Raw genomic sequence first — 24073 nt, forward strand, 5'->3', positions numbered from 1 at the left:
CTGCAACCTCAAAGCAGTGCTTTGAGCAACCTGCGGCTAGTTTTCTAGTTTGCTCTTTGATTTTCATTGAGTACTATTTTACCACATTTCATGGAAAAATGGAGAAAGTTTTCAGAAAAGAGAAAGAGAACCCGAAGGCTCTCTCATTCTCTTTTATTCTACTGTTTCTTCCACAGTTTCAACGGCAGCATCCACAACTACTTCTGTTGTTTCTTCATTTCCTTCTTCCTCTACTGGAGGGTTAAGGTATTCTTCTTCGTTGATAGCATGTGGTTCAAGGTTACGGTAGCGAGCCATACCAGTACCTGCTGGGATGATCTTACCGATGATAACATTTTCTTTAAGTCCAAGGAGATGGTCTTTTTTACCACGGATAGCCGCGTCAGTAAGGACACGAGTTGTTTCCTGGAAGGAAGCCGCTGACAAGAAACTGTTGGTTTCAAGTGATGCTTTGGTAATTCCCATAAGAACTGGGCGACCTGTCGCTGGAACTCCACCTGCGATAAGGACATCTTTGTTGGCATCTGTAAAGTCATTGATATCCATGAGGGTACCCATGAGAAGATCTGTATCACCTGGATCCATGACACGGACTTTACGGATCATTTGACGAACCATTACCTCGATGTGTTTGTCACCGATTTCTACCCCTTGGCTACGGTAAACTTTTTGTACTTCACCGAGAAGGTATGTTTCAACTGACAAGACATCACGAACTGCAAGGAGACGTTTTGGTTGGATAGAACCTTCTGTCAGAGCAGCACCACGCGCTACTTGGTCCCCAACTTCTACACGCATACGAGCGGTAAATGGAACGACGTACTCACCTTCACCAGTTTCACCCTTAACAAAGACTTTCTTGGTACGAGTTGATGCATCTTCTTCGATAGCGGTAACTTGTCCTTTAACCTCTGTGATAACCGCTTCCCCTTTAGGATTGCGGGCTTCAAAGATTTCTTGGACACGAGGAAGACCCTGAGTGATATCGGTATTTGAGGCAACCCCACCCGTGTGGAAGGTACGCATTGTAAGCTGTGTACCAGGTTCCCCGATAGATTGGGCAGCGATTGTACCAACTGCTTCACCAACTTCAACCGCATCACCAGTTGCTAAGTTGATACCGTAACAATGACGGCAGACACCATGACGAGTGTTACATGTAAATACAGAGCGGATAGTCACTTCTTCCACACCAGCATTGACAATTTCACGCGCCTTGTCTTCTGTAATCAACTCATTTGGACCGATAATAACTGCACCAGTTTCTGGATGTTTAACAGTTTTCTTAGTGTAACGACCATTGAGACGCTCTTCGAGAGACTCGATCATCTCTTTTCCTTCTGCGATAGAGCGGATCAAGAGACCACGGTCAGTTCCACAGTCGTCCTCACGGATGATAACATCTTGGGCAACGTCAACCAAACGACGAGTCAAGTAACCTGAGTCGGCTGTCTTAAGGGCCGTATCGGTCATACCTTTACGCGCACCGTGAGTTGAGAAGAACATTTCCAATACCGACAAACCTTCGCGGAAGTTTGAAAGGATTGGCAATTCCATGATACGTCCGTTCGGAGCAGCCATCAGACCACGCATACCGGCAAGCTGTGAGAAGTTTGAGATGTTACCACGGGCTCCAGAGTCCATCATCATAACGATTGGGTTCTTAGGATCTTGGTTGGCAATCAAGCGTTTCTCAAGTTTTTCACGGGCAGCACGCCATTCAGCTGTAACAGCATTGTAACGCTCGTCGTCTGTAATCATACCACGACGGAATTGTTTTGTGATTTGTTCTACACGTTTGTGTGATTCTTCAATGATTTCAGCCTTGTCATCAACGACTGGGATATCGGCAATACCCACTGTCAATCCTGCAAGAGTTGAGTGATGGTAACCGAGGTTCTTCATGCGGTCAAGTAGGGCAGAAGTTTCTGTCGTACGGAAACGTTTGAAGATTTCAGCGATGATATTTCCAAGGTTTTTCTTCTTGAATGGAGGGTTAAGTTCAAGATTGCTGATTGCTTCCTTGATATCTCCACCAAGTGGCAAGAAGTATTTAGCTGGAACGCCTTCTGTCAAGTTGGCATTGTTTGGTTCTTGCAAGTATGGTAGACCCTCTGGCATGATGTCGTTGAAGAGGATTTTACCAACTGTTGTAAGCAAGACTTTATGTTTTTGCTCTTCTGTCCATGGTTTGTTAAGGCTATCTGTTGCGATACCAACACGTGAGTGAAGGTGAACATAACCATTGCGGTAAGCCATCACAGCTTCATCACGGTCTTTGAAGACCATTCCTTCACCTTCACGACCAGCTTCTTCCATGGTCAAATAGTAGTTACCCAAAACCATGTCCTGAGATGGAGTAACAACTGGTTTACCGTCTTTCGGGTTCAAGATGTGCTCAGCAGCTAGCATCAAGATACGAGCTTCTGCTTGAGCTTCTTCTGAAAGCGGTACGTGGATGGCCATTTGGTCCCCGTCAAAGTCGGCATTGTAGGCTTCACAGACAAGCGGGTGCAAGCGAAGGGCCTTACCATCAATCAAGACTGGCTCGAAGGCTTGGATCCCCAAACGGTGAAGGGTCGGTGCGCGGTTCAAAAGTACTGGGTGTTCTTTGATCACTTCTTCAAGGATATCCCAGATGCGCTCATCTCCGCGTTCCACCAAGCGTTTAGCTGCTTTGACGTTTTGCACAATATCACGGGCAACGATTTCACGCATGACGAATGGTTTAAAGAGCTCGATTGCCATTTCACGTGGCACACCACATTGGTACATCTTAAGAGTTGGACCAACGGCGATAACGGAACGTCCTGAGAAGTCAACACGTTTCCCCAGCAAGTTTTGACGGAAGCGTCCTTGTTTACCTTTAAGCATGTGGCTCAATGATTTCAGCGGACGGCTACCTGGTCCTGTGATTGGACGACCACGACGACCATTGTCAATCAAAGCGTCAACCGCTTCTTGAAGCATACGCTTCTCATTTTGAACGATGATACCAGGCGCATTCAACTCAAGCAAACGAGCCAAACGGTTGTTACGGTTGATAACACGACGGTAAAGGTCATTCAAGTCAGATGAGGCAAAACGGCCACCATCCAACTGCAACATTGGACGAAGATCTGGTGGAATAACTGGAAGGATGTTGAGAATCATCCATTCAGGTTTGTTTCCAGACTTGTAAAAGGCATCCAAAACATCCAAACGACGGATAGCTTTGACACGTTTTTGTCCAGTAGCTGTTTTCAACTCTTCTTTGAGTTCAGCAATTTCTTTTTCAAGATCTACTTGTTTCAACAGGTCTTGGATAGCTTCGGCACCCATCTTGGCAACGAATGATCCATAACCATACTCACGCAAGCGCTCACGGTATTCGCGCTCTGTCATGATAGACTTGTGCTCAAGTGGTGTATCCTTAGGATCAATCACCACATAAGCCGCAAAGTAGATCACTTCCTCGAGGGCACGAGGGCTCATATCAAGGGTCAAGCCCATACGGCTTGGAATCCCCTTGAAGTACCAGATGTGAGATACAGGAGCTTTCAACTCGATGTGCCCCATACGCTCACGACGAACTTTCGTACGCGTTACTTCAACCCCACAGCGATCACAAACAATCCCTCTGTAACGAATGCGTTTGTACTTACCACAAGCACATTCCCAGTCTTTTGTAGGACCAAAGATAACTTCATCAAAAAGTCCTTCACGTTCTGGTTTCAAGGTACGGTAATTGATTGTTTCAGGTTTTTTGACTTCTCCATAAGACCATGAACGGACTTTACTTGGAGAAGCTAGGGTGATTTGCATACTTTTAAAACGATTTACATCAACCACTATTTCTTCCCTTTCTATTCTAAGTGAACTGCTTTTTCTTACTCAGCAGCTTCTTCTGTTGCTTCCGCTTTTGTTGCTTTCTCAGCTTCTTCAGCTTCAAAAGCTGCTTTAGCCTCTTGGGCTGCTTTTTCGCGGGCTTTTTCAAGGTCATCTACGTGGATGACATCTTCGTCCATTCCTTCATCCAAGTCGCGAAGTTCCACTTCTTGGTCATCTTCGTCTAGGACACGCATGTCAAGACCAAGAGATTGCAATTCTTTGACAAGAACTCGGAAGGATTCTGGAACACCTGGTTTTGGAATTGGTTTTCCTTTTGTAATAGCTTCATAAGCTTTCAAACGTCCGTTGATATCGTCAGACTTGTAAGTCAAGATTTCTTGAAGGACATTTGACGCACCGTAGGCTTCAAGAGCCCAAACCTCCATCTCACCGAAACGTTGTCCACCAAACTGAGCTTTACCTCCGAGTGGTTGTTGGGTAACAGTTGAGTAAGGTCCGACTGAACGCGCGTGCAATTTATCATCAACCATGTGGTGGAGTTTGATCATGTACATGACACCAACTGACACACGGTTATCAAACGGTTCACCAGTACGTCCATCGTAAAGGATTGTTTTGGCATCGCTATCCATACCAGCTTCTTTAACAGTTGACCAGAGGTCTTCAGAACTTGCTCCGTCAAAGACTGGTGTCGCGATGTGAATACCAAGAGTACGAGCCGCCATACCAAGGTGGAGCTCCATAACCTGACCGATATTCATACGTGATGGCACCCCAAGTGGGTTCAACATGATGTCGACTGGAGTTCCGTCTGGAAGGTAAGGCATGTCTTCTACAGGAACGATACGAGAGACAACCCCTTTGTTTCCGTGACGTCCGGCCATCTTATCTCCGACCTTGATCTTACGTTTTTGAGCAATGTAGACGCGAACCAGCATGTTAACACCTGATTGCAATTCATCTCCATTTGCACGTGTAAAGATCTTAACATCACGAACGACACCATCGGCACCGTGTGGTACACGAAGAGAAGTGTCACGTACTTCACGAGATTTGTCTCCGAAGATAGCGTGCAAGAGACGTTCTTCAGCTGAAAGGTCTTTCTCACCCTTAGGTGTTACTTTACCTACAAGGATATCGCCTTCTTTAACTTCAGCACCGATACGGATAATCCCCATTTCGTCAAGGTCTTTAAGGGCATCTTCCCCAACGTTTGGAATTTCGCGAGTAATTTCTTCAGGCCCAAGCTTTGTATCGCGCGTTTCTGATTCGTATTCTTCAAGGTGGACAGATGTGTAGACATCGTCTTTGACCAAGCGTTCGCTCATGATAACGGCATCCTCGAAGTTGTAACCTTCCCAAGTCATGTAGGCAACGATTGGGTTTTGTCCAAGCGCCATTTCTCCATTTTCCATAGAAGGTCCATCAGCAATGAAATCGCCTTTTTCAACGACATCGCCAACTTTTACGAGAGTGCGTTGGTTGTAAGCAGTACCTGAGTTTGAGCGACGGAATTTTTGGATGTGGTAAACATCCAATGAACCATCTTCACGACGAACTTCTACCTTGTCAGCATCTGCGTAAGTAACTTTACCATCATACTGAGCAATCACAGCCGCTCCAGAGTCGTGGGCTGCTTGATATTCCATACCAGTACCAACGTAAGGTGCCTGAGGATTGATCAATGGCACAGCCTGACGTTGCATGTTGGCTCCCATGAGGGCACGGTTGGAGTCATCGTTTTCCAAGAAAGGAATACATGCTGTCGCAACGGCAACTACCTGTTTTGGTGATACGTCCATGTAGTCAACAACATTCGCTGGATACTCTTGGTTGACCCCTTGGTGACGTCCCATGACAATCTTCTCAGCAAATGTTCCATCTTCATTCAGACGAGAGTTAGCCTGTGCTACAGTAAATTCATCTTCTTCATCGGCTGTCAACCAAACGATTTCGTTTGTAACAACACCTGTTTCACGGTCAACTTTACGGTATGGTGTTTGAACAAAGCCATACTTATTCAAGTGTCCGTAAGATGACAAGTTATTGATCAAACCGATGTTAGGTCCTTCAGGTGTCTCGATTGGACACATACGGCCGTAGTGAGTGTAGTGCACATCACGTACTTCATATCCGGCACGGTCACGAGTCAAACCACCAGGTCCTAAGGCGGACAAACGGCGTTTGTGAGACAACTCAGAAAGTGGGTTGTGTTGGTCCATGAACTGTGACAACTGTGATGAACCAAAGAATTCTTTAACCGCAGCTGTTACAGGACGGATATTGATAATTTGTTGTGGTGTCAAGACTTCATTATCCTGAACAGACATACGTTCACGGACATTACGTTCCATACGAGAAAGTCCAAGACGTACTTGGTTGGCAAGCAATTCACCAACCGCACGGATACGACGGTTTCCAAGGTGGTCGATATCATCTACACGGCCAAGTCCTTCAGCCAAGTTGAGGAAGTAGCTCATTTCAGCAAGAATATCTGCAGGAGTGACGATACGAACCTTGTCATCTGGATTGGCATTACCAATGATAGTTACGACACGGTCTGGATCAGTTGGAGCAACAACCTTGAATTTTTGAAGAACAACTGGCTCAGTCACAACAGCTGCATCATTTGGAATGTAAACAATCTTGTTCAAATCACCATCCAAATGGCTTTCAATGCTTTCAATCACACTACGAGTCATGATTGTACCAGCTTCTACCAAGATTTCTCCTGTTTCAGGATCTACCAATGGCTCCGCAATTGTTTGGTTAAGCAAGCGTGTTTTGACATTGAGTTTTTTGTTAATCTTGTAACGACCAACGGCTGCCAAGTCATAGCGACGTGGGTCAAAGAAACGAGCCACAAGCAAGCTACGTGAGCTTTCAGCAGTCTTAGGCTCACCTGGACGAAGGCGTTCGTAAATTTCTTTCAAGGCTTCGTCTGTACGAGAATCCATTGGATTCTTGTGGATATCTTTTTCAACAGTGTTGCGAACCAATTCGCTATCACCAAAGATATCAAAGATTTCATCATCACCTGAGAAACCAAGCGCACGAACCAAGGTTGTAAATGGAATCTTACGAGTACGGTCGATACGAGTATAGGCGATATCTTTTGAGTCGCTTTCAAGTTCCAACCAAGCTCCACGGTTAGGGATAACAGTTGAACCGTAGCCCACTTTACCGTTTTTGTCTACTTTGTCGTTAAAGTAAACACCTGGTGAGCGGACCAACTGAGATACGATGATACGTTCACCACCATTGATGATAAAAGTACCCATTTCTGTCATGATTGGGAAGTCACCAAAGAAAACTTCTTGGGTCTTGATTTCGCCTGTTTCTTTATTGATCAAGCGGAAGGTTACAAAAATTGGTGCTGAGTAGCTAGCATCATGGATACGAGCTTCTTCTAGCGTGTATTTTGGTTCCTTGATTTCATATCCAACAAATTCCAACTCCATTGTGTCTGTGAAGTTTGAAATTGGCAATACATCTTCAAACACTTCCTTCAGACCATGGTCTAGGAAATCTTTGAATGAGTCAGTTTGAATTTCAATCAAATTTGGTAAGTCAAGAACTTCTTTAATTCTTGAAAAACTACGACGGGTACGATGTTTCCCGTATTGAACGTCATGTCCTGCCAAGATGATTCTCCTTTGTAAATAAGTTCCAAGCCTTGTCAATCAGGCTTTCTAATCGTCATATGGTTGTAAAACCCCTATCACCGTGTCCCTTTGATAAATTTTCAGAATCTTTAAGTCTTTGTTACAAGTACTCAAAATACTGAAAAAAAGCACAAAAAGAGCAGCTAAATCTGACTTTTTCAGAAGATTTAACTGCTGTGAGCCTTGTCTGGACAATATTTCAGACAAAACCTACGACAAATGATTATTCATATTATACCCTAATTAGCTAGATTTTTCAAGGGGATTCAGTAGATTTTTGGTGAATTTTTTCCATTTTTTCCCATAGAAAACTTGGCATCACATTCGAATCACACTATGGTACAAAAAACTGAAAAAGCTATTGACTGAAAATCATTTTCAAGGTATAATAATAAACGTTAAGGCGGTATAGCCAAGTGGTAAGGCACGGCTCTGCAAAAGCTTGATCGTCGGTTCAAATCCGTCTACCGCCTTCTATAACTTGATTTATCAGGTTTCAAATGAACAGAAAGCCCAATTTGAAGGGCTTTTTTATTTTTTCTTCTGATAAATACGGATAATTTTGAAAAACTTTTGGGGCAAAGTTCTTTCCATGACATAATTCCCTCATGAAATCAACTGAAAAAAGCTTCGTCACGTATGGTGACAAAAGCCTCTAGTTTACTCTGTTTCTTCTTCTATTTCGACTTCTGTAATTTGGATCTTTACCTTGGTAACACGTCCATTTTTCACTTTATCATTGGTTAAGATAAGTTGTTTGTTTTGGCTGACCAATTCATAGCTGAGTTTCTCAGTCGTTGGAATGGTTCCAATTCCTGTCAAATAATAACCAGCGATGGTATCAACGTCATCACTTTCCAGTTCAACATCAAAGTAATTATTGAAATCATTGAGGGTCATAGTTCCTTGAACAATGTAGGTATCCTCGCCAATCTGATGAACATCTATTGCTGCTTTGTCCGTTTCATCATCAATTTCACCAACAATTTCCTCTAAGAGGTCTTCCAAAGTCACCAAACCAGCCATACCGCCGTATTCATCTAGCAAGATTGCCATTTGTCTTTGGGTATTTCGCAATTCTTTTAACAAGTCATCCACAAAAATGGTTTCAGGAACAAAAAGTGGATCTTGTAAGATTTTCTTCCAAACAATATTATCAAAACCGTCCACAAAACCAGCCTTAAGGAGACTCTTGGTGTGAATGATGCCAATCACGTTATCCTTATCCCCATCATAGACAGGGATACGAGAATAATTTTGTTTTAAAATACTTTGGATAATGCTTTGACTATCATCCTGAATATCCACCATAAAGGCATCCGTTCGAGGAACCATAACCTCTCGTGCCATTAGTTCATCGAGCGAAAAGACACCTTGTAGCATCTCAATCTCATCAGCATCCAATGTTTCTTCACTATTTGTCAGCATATAGGCAATTTCATCACGGGTCATCTTTTCATCCGCATCATCGAATGACATAGGAGTCAAATGACTCAAGAAATTGGTCGAAGCAGCTAAAAGCCAAACAAAGGGACTGACTAGTTTTCCGATCCCAATGATAACCGGCGCTGTACGAATTGCCAAGGAATCCTTTAGATTAAGAGCGATTCTCTTAGGATATAATTCCCCAAAAACGATAGAAATATAGGTCAAAAATGCCAAGGATAGAAAAGTTGCCACGGCTTGTGCTGTTTCGCCATTCCCAAGCCAAGAGGCAATCACACGTCCTAGAGTATCAGCTAAACTCGCCCCTGATAAGATTGTAATCAGGGTGATTCCTACCTGAATGGTTGATAAAAAGTGGTTAGGATTTTCTAGTACCTTCAGCAGGCGGATGTAGCGTCTGTCTCCTTCTTCCGCCTTTTGTTCAACCCGCGCACGATTAAGAGAAACCATGGCCATTTCTGTGGCTGAGAAAAAGGCATTTAATACCGTCAAGATAAACAATAAAACAAATTGTAGCAACAAATTCTGACTACTTGGGTCTTCCATAGTTCTTCTCCTAAAATAGTATCTTGTCACTTATTATATCACAAAAATTAGCTCAGTACATATTATTTTTTCTCAGTGTCTATTCTAGTTCTACTTAAATTGTCCAAAAAAGAACCCCTACATCCACAAGTGACATAGGAGTTTATTTTGTATTTTACTGAGTAACAGTGACTTCTCCAGTTCGGTAATCCAGTTGAAGCCCCTTTTGAACATTGGGAACTAGAACATTGAATTCCAATTCTCCGTCTGAAGACTTGGCTTCAATCTGTGAAGCTGAAGGAACTAAATCCTCGTTCGAAGCGTAGTAAAGGGTTACACGGTAACGGACACGCTTGTTTTGGTCTAAGGCTTTACGCACCTTACTTTCATAGTAGTTTTGACCAGTCGAATCCTCGGCTTGTGCCTGATTTGCCCATGCTGTCTGAACAGCAATATTTTTGGGATTGCTTGTTGAGGCATCAAAACCATCCAAACCACCGATTAAGGCATAGCCTAACAAGTGACCTCTATCGACCGCATGGGTATAAGTACCCTTTAGATTCTTAACCTGATGCCAGCCTGGAGGAGTCCAAGAAGTTGAACCATTCCCAGTTTCTTCACGATTCTTGTACTGACGAGTGGCCTTAGACAAGAGGGCATTAGCTACGATTGGCACTGTTTCCTTGCCCACTGTCTTTGTTTTATTATCAGCGTAGGGCTTACTTGAAATCTTAGCATTTAGATTTGTTTTATTACCATTGACGATAAAAGCACCCGATCCATTCCACTCCAGACTCCCTTTTATTTGACTCTTGACTGCATCTGTTAAGACACTTTCTGCCAATTCTTGACCAGGCGCGTCTGGTGATTGACTTTTCTGACTCATTTTTGTCTTAGCAGCCTGATTGCCTAGTTCAGTCTGCTTAATATAATAGCTCCCCGCAGATAAGAGCAATAACACTAGCAAACCAATCAGTGTCTGTCTTGTTTTTTTGTTCATATTTCTCCTTATCTTTAGAAAAAGGCTGGTCTCCCAGCCTAATTTCCTGTAAATTTATGAATCAATTCCTGCCATTTTGCTGGAGACAGGATAGCCCATGGATCTTGACCCTTGCCCAAGATTCCATAACCGACCATTAGACCGATTCCTAGAGCCAGAGCACCTAAAACCAGTACCAAAATGACTAGAAGTAAACGCTTGATTACATAACTTGATTTCTTATTCATCTTCATCATTTGCCTCAATCCGCTGAATCTTAGCACCTAGCTGCGCCAACTTCTCATGGAAACGGTAATAACCTCTATCCAAGTGAACCAATTTACCGACAACGGTTTCTCCTTGCGCTACCAAACCTGTCAAAATCAAGGCTGCGCTGGCACGAAGGTCAGTAGAAAGAACTTCTGCCCCCTGCAAAGGTTGACCACCAACAATACGAGCTGTATCACGGATAATCTCAGAATGCAAGCCCATGCGGCGCATCTCTTCTAGGTGTTGGAAACGATTTTCGAAAACTGTCTCCACCATAGTTGATTCCCCTTTTGCGACGGTCATCAAGGCTGTAAATTGAGCCTGCATATCTGTTGGAAATCCTGGGTGGGGCAAGGTTTTCACATGGACAGCTTTTAGATTTTCTAGTTGAGAGCGAACGCGAATGCCTTCAGTTTCCTCCGTCACTTCCACTCCCATTTCAAGCAATTTGGCAATCAAGGGACGGTTGTGCTCCCAAACAGCGTCTCGAATCAAGACATCACCACCAGTCATGGCAGCAGCTACCATAAAGGTTCCGGCTTCGATACGGTCTTGGACTACATTGTGAGTCGTACCATGAAGTTTCTCAACACCGGTAATAGTAATAGTCTCTGTACCAGCACCTTTGACCTTGGCTCCCATTTCATTAAGGAGAATGGCTAGGTCAACAATCTCAGGCTCACGCGCTGCATTTTCAATCACTGTCACCCCATCAGCTAGAGTCGCTGCCATCATCAAGTTCTGCGTAGCACCAACACTTGGAAAGTCCATATAGATATGGGCACCATGTAAGCGATCAGCCTTGGCTTCGATGTAACCAGCTGTCTGACTAATCTTAGCCCCCATAGCTTCCAGACCTTTCAAATGAAGATCGATAGGGCGACTACCAATCGTACAACCGCCTGGCATGGATACCTTGGCATGACCTACACGAGCAAGGATTGGCCCTAATACAACGATAGAGGCGCGCATCTTGCTGACATACTTATAAGGGGCTTCCTCAGTGATGTCGCCAGTAGCATCCACCTCAACAAGATGGGCTTCCTCATCAAAGTCAACCTTGGCATTCAAACCACCAACTACCTGATTCATAATAAAGACATCCGACAAGATCGGTACATTCTGTAAGACTGTCTTTCCTTCACTTGCTAGAATAGTCGCTGCCAACAAGGGCAAGACTGCATTCTTTGCTCCTTCGATGGTTACACTTCCTACCAGACGATTATCGCCACCTTGAACCACAATTTTGTCCATACTCGTTTCCTTTACATTTGATTTTATAATAATCCTCTAAGCGCTTCTTGCCACAACTGATATAGGCCGATAAAGAAAGAACTCATGATATAGCCCATGACAATGCTGAAAAAGGCTACTAGTAAACGAACTTTTCCTGTATTCTCAGTTGTCACTTTTAAAACCTTTTCCCATCTAACAAGATTCTTTAAAAGGTAAAAACTCACATAAATAAAGAGCATGTGACTGCTTAGAGTGAATAATAATTGAACCATTTGACTATTATACCATCTTCTCTGTTTGTGCGCTAGTTTGGAAACTTCACTTAAAAACTAGGGATTGTTTTTCAAGTAATCAATTGCATCTTGTAAGGTTTTAACTGGCACGATTTTCATATCTGTCTTGATTGTTTTAGCTGCTTCTAGGGCTGTTTGGTAGTTGTTTTTCGCATTCGGATGCGCTTTTTGTTCTTCTTCGCTAACAGGGTTATCAGGGGCAAAGAAAATAGCAGCACCTGCCCTAGCCGAAGCTACAACCTTTTTATCAATACCTCCAATGTCCCCCACATTCCCATCACGGTCAATGGTTCCTGTACCGGCAACAATACGACCATTACGAAGACCTGGGTGAGCTATTTGAGTATAGATAGCTAGACTAAACATGAGACCAGCACTTGGGCCGCCAATACCAGCTGTTGAAAAGCTAATTGGGATATTGCTGATTACCTCTGTACGATCAATCAAGCCGATTCCAATCCCATTTTTGCCATTTTCCAAGCTGATAATCTTTCCTTCTGCAGACTTGGTTTGCCCATCCTCTTCATAGGTCACTTTAACTGAGTCTCCTAATTGTTGAGAACTGACGTAATCAATCAAGTCTTTGGAACTATCAAAGGTCTGATCATTGACTGCTGTGACCGTATCAGAGATATTGAGAATCCCTTTAAAGGTTGAATTATCCGTCACATTCAAGACATAAACCCCAAAGTACTTGAGTTCGATATCCTTACCAGCTGTTTTTAGTCCTTGATACTTGGCCATATTTTGCGATGTCTGCATGTAGAATTGATTAATTCGCATAAATTCAACATCGGAAGAACCACCTGTAGTCTCCTGGGCACTCCGAATATCTGTAAAAGGCGTCAACCAAGCATAAACCATATGAGCTAAAGTTGCGTGTTGGACACCAACTGTAACGAATTGATAGGCACCAGCTTCCTTATCTTCTGTGTCATTGACTTTAAGGACTTGGCGAATATCTTCTGAACCACCTGGAACCTCTATATAGTAGGGCAAGGGCACTACAAATGCCAAGAAAGTCACAATCAAGGCCGCAATGACGTATAAGGGCCATCTAATCTTTTTTTTCATTTCTTATTTCCTCCAAAATACTCTCAGGAACATAGCAGGTAATATCCTGACCAAACTTCAAAAGCTCTCTAACGCCTGATGAACTGATATAGAGATGTTCAGGTCGGCTATGTAAATAAATAGTCTCTATATCAGGAGACAGCTGATGATTGTAGTAATCAAAACTAGCTTCATATTGCAAATCCGCTGCATTTCTCAAACCCCGCACTAGGAAAGTAGCCCCCAGTCTTTTTGCGACATCGATCACCAATTTATCATGAGAAGACACGACTTCAACATTTCCCAAATGTTCCAAAGCCTTTTCTAGTCCCCGTTTACGATTTTCAAGAGGGAGAAATCCTTGTTTGTGGGGATTAAAAAAAATACCGACATAGAGCTTATCAAAAAGTCTGCTAGCTCGTTCAATCATATCCAGATGCCCATTTGTCATCGGATCAAATGAGCCTGTGAATAAGCCAATCTTATCTGACATAGACCGTCACCTTACTAATTCCATAAATTTTTTCCTTCCAGATGCCCAGGCAGGCAATTTCTTCTGGAAGCTCAACGGCCTTATCCGTCTCACACACGACCATGACATCTTCAGAAAAAAGCTCTCTCTCAGCCATTTTTTCAATATCTGCTACGATTTGTTCCTTGGCATAAGGAGGGTCTAAGAAAATGAGGTCGAATTCCCCAGATACCTGCTCCAATGCCCTTTCTGCATCCATCTTGAGAAGTTGAAATTTTCCAACATCCTTGGTCATCTGGATATTTTCAGCCACGATAGCCTGAGCCTTACGGTCTCGTTCCACCAAAACAGCACTGGACATGCCACGCGATACTGCCTCGATAGATAAACCACCACTACCTGCATAAAGGTCCAAGACGCGTCCCCCTTCAAAGTAGGGACCAATCATGTTAAAAATAGCTCCCCTAACCTTATCTGAAGTAGGTCTTGTCGTCTTTCCTTCTAGTGTCTTGAGGGGACGTCCCCCATAGATTCCTGATACGATTTTCATACCGTTTATTATACCAAATTATAGGCAAAAAGAGAAAGAAAACCGAACCTTACGGTTCGATTCTCTACAAAATATTTTCGTAAGTATCGCGGACTTCTTGAGGCCAAACACTTGTTTGCACCTCTCCGATGTGTTTCTTGCGAAGTAAGAACATGGCCATACGAGATTGTCCAATTCCTCCACCGATTGTCAATGGGAATAAGCCATTCAACAGAGCCTTGTGCCATTCCAATTCCAAGCGGTCTTCATCACCTGTGATGGCAACCTGACGGCGAAGCGTTTCTTCATCTACACGAATCCCCATAGAAGACAATTCAAAGGCTCCACCTAGAGATTCATTCCAGACAAGAATATCACCATTCAGACCCTTGTAGCCATTTTCAGACTCACTTGTCCAGTCATCATAGTCTGGTGCACGTCCATCGTGCGGTTTACCATCTGGCAACTCGCCACCGATACCAATCAAAAAGACGGCTCCAAATTCTTTACAGATCGCATTTTCACGTTCTTTCGGTGTCAAGTCTGGGTAGCGTTCTACCAACTCTTCTGTGTGGATAAAGGTGATTTGTTTTGGCAAGATAGACTCGATGTCATAGCGGGCTTCAACAGCTAGCTCTGTCAGGCGAATAGCCTTGTAAATCTTCTCAACTGTTTCTTTTAGATAAGCGATGTTACGCTTACCATTTGGGATAACCTTCTCCCAGTCCCACTGGTCAACATAAACAGAGTGAGTCGCATCCAGCGAATCTTCGTCTGGACGAAGGGCCTTCATGTGGACGAAAAGACCTTCACCCTCACCGAAACCAAAACGAGCCAAGGTATGGCGTTTCCATTTAGCAAGGGAGTGCACCACTTCATAAGTAGCATCAGGGATTTGGAGAACCTTGACCGATACGGCATTCTCCACACCTGATAAGTTGTCCTGCATCCCATCACCGACCCTACTCAAGATAGGACCTTGAACTTCGACAACTTCTAACTTATCTTTCAAATACTGGGTAAAAGTATTTTTGACAAAGGAAATTTCTTCTTGTTGGTGAATAAAACTTTTCTTCATAGGCTACTCCTCAAAAATTAGTTAAAAACATTATACACCTATTTCCAAGAAAAGAAAAGAGAAAATTTAAAAAAATCAGTGTCACTCAAAACACTGATTTCATAGACCTTTTAGTCATTGCGACCGAAGATACGTAGAATACTTAGGAAAAGATTGATAAAATCAAGATAGATACTGAGAGCCATTGACACCACCCAGCCTGTCGCTACACGACCTTGCGATTGTTCATAAGCGAGACGAATTTTTTGGTTATCCCAAGCAATCAGTCCTGAGAAAACCAAGACCATGGCTACGCTAATCATATAATCAAAGAAACCGCTAGACAAGAAAATATTGACTATCATAGCAATCAGCAAACCGATGAGAGCTGCCATCATCGCTCGACCAAGACCGCTCAAATCTTTCTTGGTGAAGATACCAACTGCAGCCATGACAAAGAAGAGAAGGGCGCTCGATACAAAGGCAGATAAAACTGTACCCGGAGTATAGAAGGCTACCACAAAACTAAGGGTAAAGCCGTTTAATACTGAGTAAAGTAAAAATACTGGAAGAGCTGCTGGACTATTCCTTGAAGCCATACTACTGGCAACGAAAACTAAGGCCAACTCCGCAAAAGTAGCAATGGTCAACCAGAGACGCCCCTGCATCAAAAAGTAAACCAACTGAGACTGAAAGACCGTCAACATAAGGCCCGATACCAAAGCAGATAGTCCGATTCCCAGACCAACAAAGGCATAAACCTTAGCGTAAAATTGATTGAGACCTGCACGGTCATGTATAATAGTGTGATTCATCCTTTTCTCCTTTTCTATGAACATCTTTCCTTGATTATAACAAAAAAAGTTAAAATTAGCTTAAATGGAAAATCAAAATACCGGCCGCAACGGCAACATTCAAACTCTCGGCCTGCCCCTTCATGCTAATATGGACCAACTGGTCTGCACTTTCAGCCATAAGGGGACTAATTCCTTGACCCTCATTTCCCATGACTAGTACAAAATTTTCTATAGGAGGCAGTTCTCTGTAATCAACAGAATCTTTAGATAGGGTTGTTGCCAGCACTGGGATACCTGCCTCTTTGGTTTCCTTAAGAAGCGCTTGACTCGACATCCGGTAAATAGGCAGATGAAAATGACTGCCTTGCATGGAACGTAAGGTCTTGAGACTGTAGATATCTGCCGACTTATCTGAAACAATCACGCCTGTAAAACCTGCTGCATCCGCAGTCCGAATGATCGTTCCCACATTCCCAGGATCTTGCACAGCTTCCAAAAACAAGAACTTGCCCTGACTCAAATCAGCTTGTCCTACTTCTTCTTTTTGAACCACGGCAACAATGCCCTGTGGAGTCTGAGAATCCGCCAAATCTAGCAAAATATCCTCTGACACCCAGACAGTTTGCGGAAAAGCAGCTAACTGATCTCGGTAATTTTCTAGGGCAAAGATTTTCTCAATCGTCACTCCAGCTTGGACAGCTTCTTCAAACAAGTGCCAGCCTTCAATCAAATAGGCAGACTTGCGGTATTTTTTTTGGTGTAATTTCTTGGCATTTTTTACCACAGAATTGGCTTTTGAGGTTATAATAGTCATAGAAATATTATAACACAATCAAAGGGGTTTGGTATGCAAAAGGTTAGAATGATTGCCCAAGGTAGGGTACAGGGAGTCGGCTTTCGTTGGGGTGTTTACAGCCTGGCGCTTGAAATCGGTGGCATCACAGGTCGGGTATGGAATAACGACGATGGCACAGTGGAAATCTTAGCCCAAGCAGACTCATCTGCTGCCATGGCAAAATTTATCCAAGAAATCCGAAAAGGACCCACACCTTTTTCAAAAGTCAGCTACTTAGATGTCAAACTGAGCAACTTTCCTCCCTACTCTGACTTTAAAATCGCAAATTAGGTCTCCAGAACTATTGTATATTTTGTAAAAAAACAGTAGAATAGAAAGGTATAATTTTTAAAGAAGGAATAAAAACAGTGAAATCTATTAAACGTTTTGCACTCTCAGCTATGGGAGTGGCTATGTTGCTTGTCTTGACTGGCTGTGTCAATGTCGATAAAACCACAGGCCAGCCAACAGGAGTCATTTGGAATACTTTCGGAGCGCCTATGGCTGAAGCTATCAAGTACTTCGCCAATGATAAAGGTCTAGGCTTTGGTGTCGCTATCATTATCGTAACCATTATCGTGCGCTTGATTATCTTGCCACTTGGTATCTACCAATCATGGAAGGCAACGCTTCACTCTGAAAAGATGAACGCCCTCAAGCACGTCCTTGAGCCACACCAAACGCGTCTCAAGGAAGCAACTACTCAAGAAGAAAAACTCGAAGCCCAACAAGCTCTCTTTGCTGCTCAAAAAGAGCATGGCATCAGTATGTTTGGTGGTGTAGGATGTTTCCCTCTCCTCCTTCAAATGCCTTTCTTCTCTGCCATCTACTTTACTGCCCAACATACTGAAGGTGTTGCTCAAGCAAGCTACCTAGGCATCCCTCTAGGCTCTCCAAGTATGATTTTGGCTGCCTGCGCTGGTGTCCTTTACTATCTTCAATCACTCCTTTCACTTCACGGAGTAGAAGATGAAACGCAAAGAGATCAAATCAAAAAAATGGCTTACGTGAGCCCAGTCATGATTGCCGGCTTCTCCCTCATCTCACCAGCTAGTGTCACACTTTATTGGGTTGTCGGTGGTTTCATGATGATTCTCCAACAGTTTATCGTCAACTATATCGTTCGTCCAAAACTTCGCAAAAAAGTCCGTGAAGAACTAGCCAAGAACCCACCAAAAGCAAGTGCTTTCTCTACACCAAGTGGACGAAAAGACGTTACTCCTGAACAACCAACTGCTATCACAAGCAAGAAAAAACACAAAAATCGCAACGCTGGAAAACAACGTTCGAGATAAGAAGAAAAAGGCTTAGCTTGTTTGCTAAGTCTTTTTGCAAGTCATACTCTTCGAAAATCTCTTCAAACCATGTCAGCTTCGCCTTGCCGTATATATGGTTACTGACTTCGTCAGTTCTATTCACAACCTCAAAACAGTGTTTTGAGCTAACTTCGTCAGTTCTATCCACAACCTCAAAGCAGTGCTTTGAGCAACCTGCGGCTAGCTTCCTAGTTTGCTCTTTGATTTTCATTGAGTATCAAAAGCCCGATGTTTCCATCAGGCTTCTTTTTTATCCATGTACACGTTTCATATAGTCTTGGTAACTTTCGGTATCCATGAGTTTTTTAGCGTTCTTGACGCGGTCTGCTGTTGGTGGTTTGACTCCTTCAAGTGAGTATGGAATTCCCAATTCACGCCATTTAAACTCACCCATGGTATGATATGGTAGAATTTCAAACTTATCAACATTTTTGAGGGTCTTGACGAACTTCCCAAGTTCAATCAAGTCATCGTCTCTGTCTGTCAATCCGGGAACTAGCACGTGACGAATCCAGACAGGTTTTCCAATATCTGATAGATACTGGGCACAGGCCAAGATGTTTTTATTGGTTTGGCTAGTGACAATCTTGTGCTGTTCTTCGTTGATTTCCTTGATATCCAAGAGAACCAAGTCAGTGACAGCCATGAGTTTGTCAAACTTTTCAAGGTAACGTGGTTTATTACGGAAAGGCAGGGCACAGGTATCCAAGGTACAGTGGATTCCTTTTTCCTTGGCCTTGGTAAAGAGAGCAATCAAGAAATCAATTTGCAAGAGGGCTTCTCCCCCACTGACAGTGATTCCTCCCTTGTCTCCCCAGAAACCGCGGTAGCGCAAGGCTTCTGTCAAGACATCATCTACCGTCCGTTCACGTGATTTATTGGACTCCATAGCCCAAGTATCTGGGTTATGGCAATACTGGCAACGCATGTGACAGCCCTGCAAAAAGACAATAAAGCGAATACCAGGGCCATCTACCGCCCCAAAACTTTCTGTCGAATGCACCATTCCTGTCACTTGTCCATAATCAATTGTTTCTTCAGACATATCGTTACCTTCCTTGAAAACGTTTTATAGTTTTATTATATCACGACTTGAAGGAAAAACAAGATTTTTGCCTATTTTTTAGAAAGCAATCTGTTTTTCAATTTCATTTTCAATTACTTATCATTTTATTCTTCAAAATCAAAGCCATACAAGGTTGCAAAATAATCCTCAGGGCGCTCTGCACGGCGGATTTGACGGGCTTTACCTTCTTCAGTATAGAGGATTTCCGCAGAACGAAGTTTGGCGTTGTACTGGTAGCCCATTGAAAAACCATGAGCACCTGTATCATGAATGACCAGCAAATCACCGATTTCTGTATGAGGCAGTTCGCGATTGACTGCAAATTTATCATTGTTTTCACAGAGTGAACCAACCACATCTACCACTTCAGCTGGTCCATCTGGATGGGTCACGTTAGTAATGTGATGATAAGCTCCATACATGGCTGGACGCATAAGGTTGACTGCTGATGCATCCACACCTAGATAGGTACGGTAAGTTTTCTTCTTATGAGTGACTCTTGTCACCAAAGCACCGTGAGGTGCCAGCATAAAACGACCCAATTCGGTAAAAATCTTAACCCGACCAAGACCTGCTGGCGTAAGGACCTCTTCATACACCTTACGAACTCCCTCACCAATCAAGGCAATATCGTTCGGCTCCTGGTCTGGACGATAGTTGACACCAATACCGCCAGAAAGATTAATAAAGTCTAGCGAAATGCCCAACTTTTCCTTGATTTCAACAGCCAATGCAAAAAGCTGACGAGCCAACTCTGGATAATAGAGATGGGTCACGGTATTGGACGCTAGGAAGGAGTGAATCCCAAAAGTCTTGGCTCCTTTTTCCTTCAAGATGGCAAAAGCTTCAAAGAGCTGGTCCTTGGTCATGCCAAACTTGGCTTCTCCAGGATTATCCATAATATCTGTTCCTAGCTCAAAAACGCCTCCAGGATTGTAACGACATGAGATGATTTCTGGAATGCCTGCTGCTCGCTCCAGATGTTCAATATCTTCAAAGGCATCCAAGTTAATGGTCGCACCCAATTCACGCGCATAGGCATATTCCTTGTCTGGCGTGTTGTTGGAAGAGAACATAATCTCAGAACCAGGGAAATTCAGTTTATGGCTCATCAAAAGTTCTACATAACTAGAGCAGTCCACACCGCAACCTTCCTCTTGGAGAATTTTTAAAATAGCTGGTGTTGGAGTAGCCTTAACTGCAAAATATTCCTTAAAGCCCTTGTTCCACGAAAAGGCTTGATTGACGGCTCTTGCCTTCTCACGAATTCCCTTCTCATCATACAAGTGAAAAGGAGTCGGGAACTCGGCAACAATCGCTTCTAAGTCTTCTTTATTGATAAATGGTGTTTTCATAAGTTTCCTTCTATTCTATTTGCAAAGAAAGGCTGGGACAATCGTTCCAACCTTTAGTTCTATCTCTTATTTATCTTCGTCAAAGATATTGCCAACCTCAACATCGATGGCTTGGTTCTTGACATCAATATTGGTTACCTTCAAGAGTGACTTGTAGTCAAACTGCTTTTCACGTTCTTCTTGGGCATTGTCCGCAAAGACTGCTACACCTGCCAATTCTGAATCAAACTCACGCAAGAGACTGATCATCCCGTTGACAGTTCCTCCACCTTTCAAGAAGTCATCCACAATCAAGACACGGCTACCTGCCTTGAGACTGCGTTTTGAAAGGAACATTTTTTCAATGCGGTCACCACTTGAACCGGATACATAGTTGACGCTGACAGTTGAACCTTCGGTAATTTTCAGGTCACGGCGCACAATAACAAAAGGAACATTGAGGACATTGGCAACTGCATTTGCAAGTGGCACACCCTTAGTCGCTACGGTCATAACCGCATCAATTTTTTGGTCCATAAAGCTCTTGGCAATAATACGACCAATATTTTTCAAGATAGCTGGTGTGCTAAGCAAATCAGACAGGTAGATATAGCCACCTGGCAAGATACGGTCACTTTCTGACAACTTGGCACGCAAGTCCTCAACCATTTCCTTGGCATCCTGACTTGAGATTGATGGTGTGAAAATGACACCACCACCAGCACCAGTTACTGTCTGGATATGACCGATTTCAATTTCCTCAAAGGCGCGTTTGATAATGACGATATCCTCTGAGATAGATGATTTAGCAGATTCATACTTTTCAGCAAAAGTATTGAGACTAGTTAGTTTATAAGGATGATTAATCAAATAGTTGGAAATGACAACCATCCGATCACTTCTTCTTAATTTCATTTCTATTTCCTATTCCATTTTTATTCAAAAAATCAAAAAGCAAACTAGAAAGCTGGTCGCTGGTGGTTCAAAACACTGTTTTGAGATTGTCGATAGAACTGACAAGGTCTGTAATATAACTACATATATACATACGACAAGGCGATGCTACCCTAGTTTGAAGAGATTTTCGAAGAGTATTCATTTTTGTCTTTTACTTATTATACCATATTCACAGAAAAAAACGAACATTCTTATCCTAAAAAATGCTCATTTTTCTTAAATTATTAATCTAAATCTGGTTTATAGAAGGAACGATTATCCATAGCGAAGATTTTATTGGTCATCTCTCCCTTATTCACCAAAGCCAGAGCTGTTGACATCATCATCATGCTGGCATCCAGATTGTCAATCATATGGATAATCTCTGCCTCCATGATACGTGGACGAACTGGACTTCCATACTCAAGTAAGCCGTGGTGACTGAGGATGACGTGGCGAAGCAGAACGACTTCTTCCTTGGTATCATCAATACCGAGTTCCATAACTGTTTTGGTAATTTCGCTATCAATTAGAGCAATATGCCCAAGAAGATTACCTCGTACTGTATACTCAGTCTGGTCTGGTCCAGTCAACTCGATGACCTTAGCCAAGTCATGCAGCATAATTCCCGCATAGAGCAGACTCTTATTGAGCTGAGGATAGATTTCGCTAATGGCATCTGCCAAGCGTACCATGGTCGCCGTATGGTAAGCCAAACCCGTTTCAAAGGCATGGTGATTAGTCTTGGCAGCGGGATAGGAGTAAAATTCCTTATCATACTTGGTGTAGAGCTTTCGGACAATTCGTTGCCAAACAGGATTTTCAATTTTAAAAATCATTTGCGACATGTAGTCACGGATTTCCTTGACATCAACTGGCGACTTGACCTTGAAATCAGCTGGGTCATTGGGTTCACCAGGTTGAGGCAGGCGAAGGGTAATTTGATTGACTTGAGGGGTGTTGTTATAAACTTCTCGGCGACCTTTCATGTGGACAACCTTACCTGCAGTAAAGGCCTCAACGTTATGAGGTTGAGCATCCCAGAGCTTTCCATCAATCTCGCCACTATCATCTTGGAAGGTAAAAGCTAGGTAATTTTTCCCAGCGCGAGTTTGTCTCAGGTCAGCTGACTTGATTAGGTAAAAGCCTTCAAATAGCTCATCTTTTTTCATGTGACTAATCTTCATATTCTTCCTCATTTTCTTGGAAATGGAGTAGATCAAGCGCAGGCTCACCTTCTGACAACTCAATGTGACGGAGCGTCCGCTCGATAGCTGTGGTACGACGGTTTAATAATTCATCAATATTGCCAGAGGCATGTTGGAGGTGCTTTTGTGCCTTAACCAGAATGCCACCAAACTTGCCAAACTCAGTCTTGACACTGGCAAGAGTCTTGCTGATATGGTCGGCACTCTTTTGGATATTGAGAGTTTTGAATCCAACTGATAGGGAATTGAGGAGGGCTGATAGGGTACTTGGACCTGCAACAATAATCTGCTCCTCCCGCCTCAAATCATCAAAGAAGACAGGATTGCGGACGATTTCTGAGTAGAGACCTTCTGTCGGGACAAACAAAACTCCAAAATTGGTCGTCCGAGGTGGTGCTATGTACTTGTTCCTGATATCCTTGGCAAAGCGCTTGACGCTGGCTAGGAGCGACTTACGACAGCGTTCGATCTCGTCCTTGTCACCCTCTTCATAGGCTTCTTCTAGGCGGTAATAATCTGCCAGTGGAAACTTAGAGTCAATTGGTAGATAGACGTAGTCTTGGTCGCCTTGTCCGGGTAACTTGATGGCATACTCAACTCGTTCACTAGAGTTTTCAACCGTTGCGTATTCTCGTTCGTACTGGACTGGTGTCATGATGTCTTCGATGATTTGCCCCAGTTGCAATTCTCCCAGAATCCCTCGCGTTTTGGTTCCAGAGAGAACCTTGTTGAGGGCTCCGACATCACGGGCAACTGTCTGCATTTCTCCAAGGCCACGATTGACTGACTCCAGTTGTTTGGAAACTGTCTCAAAGGAAGCCTGCAAGCGTGTCTGTAAGGTCTTTTCTAGTTTTTCCTCGACTGTCTGGCGCATTTGTTCCAAACGTTGCTCATTGGATTCCTGCAGGGCTTGGAGACGTTGGTCTGTCTTATCTCTGGTTTGGAGGAGATTCTCTGTCATTTCTTGACGGACTTGCGTCAGACCTTGGTGCAATTCGATTCGCACTTCTTGCAAACGGTCGCTGACAGCTACTTCCAAGTCTTTTTGGTCCAACTGGCTGGCTTGTCTGGCTTGTTCAAAACGGTAATCCAACTGGTCTGACAAGTGATCTGCCTGATCCTCCAAGCTCTTGCTGAGATGTTTTTCCTGCTTATCCTGCCTCTGCCAAATCAGAAAGAGTCCAGCTAGGTTGGCAATCAATAATAGAACAAGTAAACTTTCCAT

At 43.3% G+C, this 24073-nt stretch carries 21 protein-coding genes and 1 tRNA gene; 3 read left to right on the plus strand and 19 right to left on the minus strand.

From position 1 onward, the window contains the following. Nucleotides 1–153: 153 nt before the first annotated feature. Together rpoC and rpoB are read right to left on the minus strand one after the other, a co-directional pair. On the minus strand, nt 154–3831 hold the full coding sequence (rpoC, locus tag OC529_RS01720) for a DNA-directed RNA polymerase subunit beta' (protein WP_000228745.1): 3678 nt from the start codon (nt 3829–3831) through the stop codon (nt 154–156). Between the two features lie 38 nt (nt 3832–3869). Then, nucleotides 3870–7475, minus strand: a complete 3606-nt coding sequence (rpoB, locus tag OC529_RS01725; RefSeq protein WP_061654041.1) for a DNA-directed RNA polymerase subunit beta — start codon at nt 7473–7475, stop codon at nt 3870–3872. Nucleotides 7476–7898: 423 nt separating this feature from the next. Here rpoB and OC529_RS01730 point away from each other — a divergent pair. Continuing rightward, nucleotides 7899–7969: transfer RNA gene (locus OC529_RS01730), tRNA-Cys, on the plus strand. Here OC529_RS01730 and OC529_RS01735 read toward each other — a convergent pair. From OC529_RS01735 to OC529_RS01790, 12 genes are all read right to left on the minus strand, one after another. After that, complete coding sequence (locus OC529_RS01735) at nt 7961–8095, minus strand: hypothetical protein (RefSeq protein ID WP_259390846.1); 135 nt, start codon at nt 8093–8095, stop codon at nt 7961–7963. The genes OC529_RS01730 and OC529_RS01735 overlap by 9 nt on opposite strands. A 61-nt stretch (nt 8096–8156) precedes the next feature. Then, a complete protein-coding gene (locus OC529_RS01740; protein ID WP_173229286.1) occupies nt 8157–9488 on the minus strand; it encodes a hemolysin family protein in 1332 nt (443 codons plus the stop codon). Nucleotides 9489–9642: 154 nt separating this feature from the next. After that, nucleotides 9643–10467 (minus strand): DNA/RNA non-specific endonuclease, encoded by an 825-nt coding sequence (locus tag OC529_RS01745; RefSeq protein WP_173283472.1) that lies wholly within the window; start codon nt 10465–10467, stop codon nt 9643–9645. A 38-nt stretch (nt 10468–10505) separates the two neighbouring features. Beyond that, the gene (locus tag OC529_RS01750) at nt 10506–10694 is read right to left on the minus strand and encodes a DNA-directed RNA polymerase subunit beta (protein WP_166727520.1); all 189 of its coding nucleotides are present in this window, start codon (nt 10692–10694) and stop codon (nt 10506–10508) included. Further along, complete coding sequence (gene murA / locus OC529_RS01755) at nt 10687–11970, minus strand: UDP-N-acetylglucosamine 1-carboxyvinyltransferase (RefSeq protein ID WP_173283473.1); 1284 nt, start codon at nt 11968–11970, stop codon at nt 10687–10689. The genes OC529_RS01750 and murA overlap by 8 nt, the downstream gene beginning before the upstream one ends. A gap of 23 nt (nt 11971–11993) precedes the next feature. Then, complete coding sequence (locus OC529_RS01760; protein ID WP_078156193.1) at nt 11994–12224, minus strand: DUF1146 family protein; 231 nt, start codon at nt 12222–12224, stop codon at nt 11994–11996. Nucleotides 12225–12281: 57 nt separating this feature from the next. Further along, a complete protein-coding gene (locus OC529_RS01765; protein WP_262081341.1) occupies nt 12282–13319 on the minus strand; it encodes a SepM family pheromone-processing serine protease in 1038 nt (345 codons plus the stop codon). Continuing rightward, a complete protein-coding gene (gene coaD, locus OC529_RS01770; protein WP_262081342.1) occupies nt 13303–13791 on the minus strand; it encodes a pantetheine-phosphate adenylyltransferase in 489 nt (162 codons plus the stop codon). The genes OC529_RS01765 and coaD overlap by 17 nt, the downstream gene beginning before the upstream one ends. Beyond that, entirely contained in the window at nt 13781–14320 is a 540-nt protein-coding gene (rsmD, locus tag OC529_RS01775) for a 16S rRNA (guanine(966)-N(2))-methyltransferase RsmD (RefSeq protein ID WP_262081343.1), read from the minus strand. The genes coaD and rsmD overlap by 11 nt, the downstream gene beginning before the upstream one ends. A 64-nt stretch (nt 14321–14384) precedes the next feature. Further along, a complete protein-coding gene (gene asnA, locus OC529_RS01780) occupies nt 14385–15377 on the minus strand; it encodes an aspartate--ammonia ligase (protein WP_000748003.1) in 993 nt (330 codons plus the stop codon). 110 nt (nt 15378–15487) lie between these two features. Further along, the gene (locus tag OC529_RS01785; RefSeq protein ID WP_262081344.1) at nt 15488–16171 is read right to left on the minus strand and encodes a Bax inhibitor-1/YccA family protein; all 684 of its coding nucleotides are present in this window, start codon (nt 16169–16171) and stop codon (nt 15488–15490) included. A gap of 55 nt (nt 16172–16226) precedes the next feature. After that, nucleotides 16227–16967, minus strand: a complete 741-nt coding sequence (locus OC529_RS01790) for a TrmH family RNA methyltransferase (protein ID WP_262081345.1) — start codon at nt 16965–16967, stop codon at nt 16227–16229. A gap of 33 nt (nt 16968–17000) precedes the next feature. On the opposite strand from OC529_RS01790, the gene OC529_RS01795 reads away from it, so the two are divergent. Both OC529_RS01795 and yidC read left to right on the plus strand, forming a co-directional pair. After that, nucleotides 17001–17279, plus strand: coding sequence for an acylphosphatase (locus OC529_RS01795; RefSeq protein WP_262081346.1), 279 nt, complete (start codon nt 17001–17003; stop codon nt 17277–17279). Nucleotides 17280–17356: 77 nt separating this feature from the next. Continuing rightward, nucleotides 17357–18283 carry a membrane protein insertase YidC gene (gene yidC, locus OC529_RS01800; RefSeq protein WP_054388445.1) on the plus strand — a complete coding sequence of 309 codons (927 nt, stop codon included), beginning with the start codon at nt 17357–17359 and terminating at the stop codon, nt 18281–18283. A 271-nt stretch (nt 18284–18554) separates the two neighbouring features. Here the strand turns inward: yidC and pflA are convergent, their stop codons facing one another. The 5 genes from pflA to rmuC form a co-directional block, all read right to left on the minus strand. After that, nucleotides 18555–19349 carry a pyruvate formate-lyase-activating protein gene (gene pflA / locus OC529_RS01805; protein ID WP_261075707.1) on the minus strand — a complete coding sequence of 265 codons (795 nt, stop codon included), beginning with the start codon at nt 19347–19349 and terminating at the stop codon, nt 18555–18557. Nucleotides 19350–19474: 125 nt separating this feature from the next. After that, nucleotides 19475–20725, minus strand: a complete 1251-nt coding sequence (locus OC529_RS01810) for a diaminopimelate decarboxylase (RefSeq protein WP_262081347.1) — start codon at nt 20723–20725, stop codon at nt 19475–19477. 66 nt (nt 20726–20791) lie between these two features. Next, a complete protein-coding gene (gene purR / locus OC529_RS01815; RefSeq protein ID WP_025169708.1) occupies nt 20792–21619 on the minus strand; it encodes a pur operon repressor in 828 nt (275 codons plus the stop codon). A gap of 266 nt (nt 21620–21885) precedes the next feature. After that, complete coding sequence (locus OC529_RS01820) at nt 21886–22827, minus strand: 3'-5' exoribonuclease YhaM family protein (protein WP_262081348.1); 942 nt, start codon at nt 22825–22827, stop codon at nt 21886–21888. Next, on the minus strand, nt 22817–24073 hold the full coding sequence (rmuC, locus tag OC529_RS01825; RefSeq protein ID WP_173212207.1) for a DNA recombination protein RmuC: 1257 nt from the start codon (nt 24071–24073) through the stop codon (nt 22817–22819). Before rmuC ends, OC529_RS01820 begins: the two co-directional genes overlap by 11 nt.

The organism is Streptococcus sp. Marseille-Q5855, assembly GCF_946901985.1.
In the GTDB taxonomy this organism is placed as follows: Bacteria; Bacillota; Bacilli; order Lactobacillales; family Streptococcaceae; genus Streptococcus.

What these genes read in the sequence shown, in the direction of transcription:
- OC529_RS01735 (WP_259390846.1), bottom strand. Translation starts at nt 8,095, where the DNA reads ATGTCATGGAAAGAACTTTGCCCCAAAAGTTTTTCAAAATTATCCGTA.
- OC529_RS01740 (WP_173229286.1), bottom strand. Translation starts at nt 9,488, where the DNA reads ATGGAAGACCCAAGTAGTCAGAATTTGTTGCTACAATTTGTTTTATTG.
- OC529_RS01745 (WP_173283472.1), bottom strand. Translation starts at nt 10,467, where the DNA reads ATGAACAAAAAAACAAGACAGACACTGATTGGTTTGCTAGTGTTATTG.
- OC529_RS01750 (WP_166727520.1), bottom strand. Translation starts at nt 10,694, where the DNA reads ATGAATAAGAAATCAAGTTATGTAATCAAGCGTTTACTTCTAGTCATT.
- murA (WP_173283473.1), bottom strand. Translation starts at nt 11,970, where the DNA reads ATGGACAAAATTGTGGTTCAAGGTGGCGATAATCGTCTGGTAGGAAGT.
- OC529_RS01760 (WP_078156193.1), bottom strand. Translation starts at nt 12,224, where the DNA reads ATGGTTCAATTATTATTCACTCTAAGCAGTCACATGCTCTTTATTTAT.
- OC529_RS01765 (WP_262081341.1), bottom strand. Translation starts at nt 13,319, where the DNA reads ATGAAAAAAAAGATTAGATGGCCCTTATACGTCATTGCGGCCTTGATT.
- coaD (WP_262081342.1), bottom strand. Translation starts at nt 13,791, where the DNA reads ATGTCAGATAAGATTGGCTTATTCACAGGCTCATTTGATCCGATGACA.
- rsmD (WP_262081343.1), bottom strand. Translation starts at nt 14,320, where the DNA reads ATGAAAATCGTATCAGGAATCTATGGGGGACGTCCCCTCAAGACACTA.
- asnA (WP_000748003.1), bottom strand. Translation starts at nt 15,377, where the DNA reads ATGAAGAAAAGTTTTATTCACCAACAAGAAGAAATTTCCTTTGTCAAA.
- OC529_RS01785 (WP_262081344.1), bottom strand. Translation starts at nt 16,171, where the DNA reads ATGAATCACACTATTATACATGACCGTGCAGGTCTCAATCAATTTTAC.
- OC529_RS01790 (WP_262081345.1), bottom strand. Translation starts at nt 16,967, where the DNA reads ATGACTATTATAACCTCAAAAGCCAATTCTGTGGTAAAAAATGCCAAG.
- OC529_RS01795 (WP_262081346.1), top strand. Translation starts at nt 17,001, where the DNA reads ATGCAAAAGGTTAGAATGATTGCCCAAGGTAGGGTACAGGGAGTCGGC.
- pflA (WP_261075707.1), bottom strand. Translation starts at nt 19,349, where the DNA reads ATGTCTGAAGAAACAATTGATTATGGACAAGTGACAGGAATGGTGCAT.
- OC529_RS01810 (WP_262081347.1), bottom strand. Translation starts at nt 20,725, where the DNA reads ATGAAAACACCATTTATCAATAAAGAAGACTTAGAAGCGATTGTTGCC.
- purR (WP_025169708.1), bottom strand. Translation starts at nt 21,619, where the DNA reads ATGAAATTAAGAAGAAGTGATCGGATGGTTGTCATTTCCAACTATTTG.
- OC529_RS01820 (WP_262081348.1), bottom strand. Translation starts at nt 22,827, where the DNA reads ATGAAGATTAGTCACATGAAAAAAGATGAGCTATTTGAAGGCTTTTAC.
- rmuC (WP_173212207.1), bottom strand. Translation starts at nt 24,073, where the DNA reads ATGGAAAGTTTACTTGTTCTATTATTGATTGCCAACCTAGCTGGACTC.